The sequence below is a fragment of the Nibrella viscosa genome (assembly GCF_039541875.1).
In the GTDB taxonomy this organism is placed as follows: Bacteria; Bacteroidota; Bacteroidia; order Cytophagales; family Spirosomataceae; genus Nibrella; species Nibrella viscosa.
Genome location: NZ_BAABHB010000055.1, coordinates 1 through 575, shown reverse-complemented (window position 1 = coordinate 575; position 575 = coordinate 1). Strand labels below are relative to the sequence as shown.

Sequence of the window (575 nt, the reverse complement as noted above, 5' to 3'; positions counted from 1 at the left end):
ACTCGACCCTATGAAGCTGGAATCGCTAGTAATCGCGCATCAGCCATGGCGCGGTGAATACGTTCCCGGACCTTGTACACACCGCCCGTCAAGCCATGGAAGTCGGAAAGACCTGAAGCCGCCCTTCGAAAAGGTGGTAAGGGTAGGTCTGGTAACTGGGGCTAAGTCGTAACAAGGTAGCCGTACCGGAAGGTGCGGCTGGATCACCTCCTTTCTGGAGCCTGTAGTGCTTAATGATGTCAATACGCAAAGAGGGCTTGTAGCTCAGGTGGTTAGAGCGCTACACTGATAATGTAGAGGTCCGAGGTTCGAGTCCTCGCAGGCCCACCACACAAACTAACGAGTTTGTGAACTACGTGGGGGATTAGCTCAGTTGGCTAGAGCACCTGCTTTGCAAGCAGGGGGTCAACGGTTCGAATCCGTTATTCTCCACACCGGGTAAACATGCCCGAGATGTTCTTTGACCGACTGAGAGAAGAGAGTAAGGCCGTAGTGATACGGTCCTAGTAAGAGTACGCAAATGAAGAGCGCCTGGGGAATGCCTGGGCTTCTGGCGGCGAAGAAGGACGCGGCAA

2 tRNA genes and 1 rRNA gene are annotated in these 575 nt (G+C 54.1%); all 3 read left to right on the top strand.

Features of this window, described 5'->3' with window-relative positions:
- A 16S ribosomal RNA gene (locus ABD931_RS29170) occupies positions 1-214 on the top strand; the annotation flags it as partial.
- Between the two features lie 39 nt (positions 215-253).
- A tRNA-Ile gene (locus ABD931_RS29165) sits at positions 254-330 on the top strand.
- Between the two features lie 28 nt (positions 331-358).
- A tRNA-Ala gene (locus ABD931_RS29160) sits at positions 359-432 on the top strand.
- Positions 433-575 lie beyond the last annotated feature (143 nt).